General features: G+C 64.0%; 2 protein-coding genes. Both read right to left on the reverse strand.

All coding sequences use genetic code 11. From position 1 onward, the window contains the following. A partial coding sequence (locus B3873_RS08070) for a CHASE3 domain-containing protein (RefSeq protein WP_286865152.1) occupies window positions 1-3,048 on the reverse strand: 3,048 nt, incomplete at its 3' end. A gap of 235 nt (window positions 3,049-3,283) precedes the next feature. Then, on the reverse strand, window positions 3,284-3,925 hold the full coding sequence (locus B3873_RS08075) for a DUF1345 domain-containing protein (RefSeq protein ID WP_286865157.1): 642 nt from the start codon (window positions 3,923-3,925) through the stop codon (window positions 3,284-3,286). Window positions 3,926-3,941: the final 16 nt, after the last annotated feature.

Consider the following 3,941-nt stretch of genomic DNA (forward strand, 5'->3'; position numbering starts at 1 on the left):
ATCGAGCAGGCGTTCCGGCGAGCGCGCATCCTTGATGATGATGGAGCGCGAGAAACGGCGCAGGTGCTGCTCTTCCTCGGCCGACAGCGAACGGCCGGTATAGACGATCACCGGCGGGAAAGCCACGTGTTCCTGCTCGGCCATCTTTTCCAGCAACTGATAGCCGGACAGATCGGGCAGGTTCAGGTCCATCACCATGCAATCGAAGGTGGTCTCGCGCAGGCGGGCCAGTGCGTCGGCGGCCGTGCGCACGCCGACCAGGTTGATGTTCTCGCCGGCCAGCAACTGGCGGATGCTGTCGAGCTGGCGCGCATCGTCCTCGACCACCAGTACATGGCGCAGGCCCTGCAGGAACTTGGCTTCCAGCTTGCGGATCGCACCTACCAGTTCTTCTCGCTGCACCGGCTTCAATGCGTAGCCGATGGCACCGCGCTCCAGTGCCTCGTGCGAATAATCGGCCACCGAGACCACGTGTACCGGGATGTGGCGGGTCTTGGGATTGCGCTTGATCTGATCCAGCACGCCCAGGCCGGAGAAGTCAGGCAGGTTCATGTCCATCAGGATGGCGCTGGGGCGATACATCTCCGCCGCCGACACGCCCTCATTGGCCGAATGCGTGACCACGCACTGGAAGCCCATCTCGTGCGCCAGGTCGCGCAGGATCATGGCGAAGGCGGTGTCATCCTCGATCACCAGGATCAGGCGCGAGGACGATTCAATGCGGTGACGGTCATCATCGATGGCGATGTCCTGAAGTTTCGCCGGCGTACCGGGCACCACCTGCGGGCTGGGGATACGGATATCAGGCGCGGTAGCGACTTGCGCCGCCTGCAAGGTCGCAGCCGCCGCCGACGGTGCGGCAACGGCCGCCGGCGTCCGCACTACGGCCTGCTCGCCGCTGTAAACCTGCGGCAGCGAGAGCGTGAAGATACTGCCCTCGCCTACCCGGCTCTGCACCTGAATATCGCCCCCCAGCAGATGCGCCAGGTCGCGCGAGATCGACAGGCCCAGCCCGGTGCCGCCGTACTTGCGATGGGTGCTGCCATCGGCCTGGCGGAAGGCTTCGAAGATGAACTGATGCTGGTCGGCCCCGATGCCGATGCCGGTATCGCGCACGGCGAAGGCGATGCGGCCGCCGGCATCCGCATAGATGCGCAGGCTGACCTCGCCCTTCTCGGTGAACTTGATGGCGTTGGAGAGCAGGTTCTTGAGGATCTGGCCCAGGCGCTGCATGTCCGTTTCCATACGCTGCGGCACGCCCGGTTCGACCTCGACCTTGAAGCCCAGGCCCTTCTGCTGGGCCGTCATGGCGAAGCTGGCCTTGAGTTCCTCGGCCATCTTGCTGACCACAAAGGATTCGGAAACGATATCCAGCTTGCCCGCTTCCATCTTCGAGAGATCGAGGATGTCGTTGATCAGGGCCAGCAAGTCATTGCCGGCCGAGGAAATGGTTTGCGCGAAACGCACCTGCTCGTCGGACAGGTTGCCCTGCTTGTTGTCGGCCAGCAGCTTGGCCAGGATCAGGGTGGAGTTCAGCGGGGTACGCAGCTCGTGGCTCATGTTGGCCAGGAACTCGCTCTTGTACTGGTTGGCGCGCTCCAGCTCGGTGGCTTTTTCCACCAGCACCACCTGGGTCTTGGCCAGGTCGTCCTTCTGGATTTCCAGCAGTTGCGTCTGCTCTTCCAGCTGGGCATTGGTTTCTTCCAGCTCGGCCTGCTGGGTTTCCAGGCGCAGTTGCGAGGCCTTCAGGGCCTGGCCCTGCTCTTCCAGCTCTTCGTTGTTGACGCGCAGTTCTTCCTGCTGGGCCTGCAATTCCTCGGACTGGCGCTGAGTTTCTTCCAGCAGTTCTTCCAGACGGGTGCGGTCCTTGGAGGAACGCACGGCAATGGCGATCTGGTCCGACAGGCGCGCCAGCAGCTCTTCTTCCTCGGCCCGCACCTGGCGCAGGAAGCCAAGTTCAAACACGGCTTGCACCACACCATCGGCCGCTGCGGGCACGATCAGCAGCTCACGCGGTGCATGGCGTCCCACGGAAGAGGAAACGGTCAGGTATTGCGCCGGCACTTCCTTGACGTGCATGGCGCGATTGAGTTTGGCGGCCTGGCCCAGCAGGCCCTGGCCATCACGCAGGTGCGGCGGTTGTTCGCTCTCGTCTTCTTCCAGCGCATAGGCGGCGAAGCGCTGGAAGTCGCCGCTATCGGTGCGCAGGTAGATGGCGCCGACCTGAGCATTGAGGTAGGCAGTCAGGAAGGCCAGCGTGTTTTCACCCAGCGCCCCCAGGCGTTGTTCGCCCTGCAGGCGCTCGGCCAGGCCCATCTGGCCATTGCGGATCCAGGTCTGTTTTTCGCGGGCGCGATAATCGCGCGAAGTGGTCATGGCTGCGGCAATGATGAGCACCAGCAGCAAGCCCGAGCCGCCCCAGGCGACGGCAGTGGAAAACACCACGGCATCGCGCCAGTCGGATTGGCGGCTGGCCAGCAGGTCGCGTTCCTGTTCTTCCATGTCGCGCGACAGCACGCGCACGCGGTCCATGAACATTTTGCCGCGATCGGATTGCACCACGGCCAATGCGCCCGCTGTATCGCCATTGCGACGGCGGCTGACGGTCTCGGCCAGTTCTTCAAGTTTGTCGGCGACCACGCGCTCGATCTGCGACAGGCGCTGCAACTGATCCGGATTGTCGGAGAGCAGCTCGCGCAGCCTGGCGATCTCCCCAGGCAACGCGGCGCGTGCCTGGTTGTAGGGGCTCAGATAGGATTCGGTGCCCGTGAGCAGGAAACCGCGCTGGCTGGTCTCGGCATCCTTGAGCGTGGAGACCAGCACCTGCAACTGCTCGCGCACCTTCATGGTGTGCGAGACGGCATTGGCGGCCAGGCCCCGGCTGACCGAGGCTTCCCAGGTAAACAGGGCAATCAGCACCACCGCCAGGATGGCGACGGAAAAACCGATCAGCGGCCCCAGCGGCAGCGGCGGTCCGGAAAATGCGCCCTTGCCCTGGCGCTTCAACATGGCAATACGTTCTTCAGCTTGGCTGGAATAAACCCGCACGGTGCGCTCCGTTGTTCGAATCGTTGGTCGAGCTGCGGGGGTTCTGTGTGTCGCTGTGTCCCCCTCCCCTTGGTCTTGCGTCCGGGAAAGCCGCCGATTATACGGGCGGCTTCCGGTTTGCGCAGAGCGCCGGTGCGGCGCTTGATCGCGCACTCACCCGCCTCTGAACCCGGCTAGGACAAAGCGCTGCCGGTTCGGTTCCGCAGCGCTGTCATCCTGGCACTGACACTCGCTTTCAGGTGCCGGCCAGGCCGGCCGCGATATTGATGGACAAGCCGATGATGGCGGCATTGAACACGAAGCAGATCAGCGAATGCGCCAGCACCGACTTGCGTAACGCGCGCGAGGCCACGGCTACATCCGAGGTCTGCACGGCCACGCTGATGGTGAAGGCGAAATACAGGAAATCCCAGTAGCCGGGATTGCGTATGCCGTCCGGGAAGCGCAGCGGCAAGGCCTCCGGGTCATCGTCATCGGCGTAGAAGAGGCGCGCGTAATGCAGCGTGAAGATGGTCCCGATCAGGGCCCAGGAGCCGAACACGGTGGAGGCTGTAAAGGCATAGCGCAACAGCCTGCCGCGCTCGTCGTGATGGCTGCTGCCGCCCAGTTCCAGCAAGATGGCGAGCAAACTCGCAATGGCTGCCACGCAGACCATCACCAGTACCACGTGGGCGCTCTCGTCCTCGGTCTCGGCCAGGCGCTTGACGGCCTTGGCATCGGCCCGCAGCATCATCACCCACAGGCTCAGCAAATAGAACCAGACGCCGGCATTCCAGCCGATGAGGCTGCGGCCGATCCAGGTACTGGCGGGGAGAACGGTGGCGGCGGCGATCCCGATGGCGATGCCGATGAGCAAGCGCGGATGGACCTGGACGATGTGGCGGGGGGCGGGC

Origin of the sequence: Herbaspirillum sp. UBA812, from assembly GCF_002296545.1 — a bacterium.
In the GTDB taxonomy this organism is placed as follows: Bacteria; Pseudomonadota; Gammaproteobacteria; order Burkholderiales; family Burkholderiaceae_D; genus Herbaspirillum; species Herbaspirillum huttiense.